Consider the following 687-nt stretch of genomic DNA (forward strand, 5'->3'; position numbering starts at 1 on the left):
CTACCACTCAATTCAGTAGTAATGGTTATATAAATCGGTACGCCTGGTTTAGACTCATTACCTTTATAAGTTTGTTGAAAATTATTTATAAGGTTAAAATAACACCAGGCTCTTAAACCTAAAGCTTCACCTTTTACTCTTTCAATATCAGCTGTAGTAGCTCCCGCAACATTTGCAGGGTTAGCAATATTATCCAACAATAAATTAGCCTGCTTAATTACATCATAATAAAAAGACCAAGCCTTATCAGAACGGCGAGTAGCTGTGGCTTGTTGCCACTCTGTATATTGATAATCTGCGTTAAACCAACCATAACCGGCTGAATAAACAACCATGTCTGTTCCCATTAAGTCATTAGCAATATCAATAGCTTTTTGACCAAAGTTATCATGACCGGTATTACCATTACCTCCTGCAAACGCAAACAATGAATAGTAAGTACTAGTTTGAGATGAATTTACAGCAATTAATGAATTGTATGCCTGATCTGGTGTAATGGCATTAGATGGTTTAGTATCTAAATAGTCCTTTTTACAACCAATATTAATCATACTGATACTAAAGGCAATTATCAGTATTTTACTAATTGTATTTTTCATATTATTTAGTTTAATTATTTTTATAATTTAAGCGTTAGTCCAAAAGTTACAGTTCTATATGGAGGGTATGAAGAACCTACATTACCAC

Annotated in this window: 1 protein-coding gene; it reads right to left on the reverse strand. The window is 33.0% G+C overall.

Going from position 1 to position 687, the window contains the following annotated elements; translation table 11 throughout:
* The coding region (locus E3E36_RS11105) for a RagB/SusD family nutrient uptake outer membrane protein (protein WP_167895493.1) at positions 1–599 on the reverse strand (599 nt) is incomplete at its 3' end.
* Positions 600–687 lie beyond the last annotated feature (88 nt).

This window comes from Thermococcus sp. M36, from assembly GCF_012027355.1.
GTDB lineage: Archaea > Methanobacteriota_B > Thermococci > Thermococcales > Thermococcaceae > Thermococcus.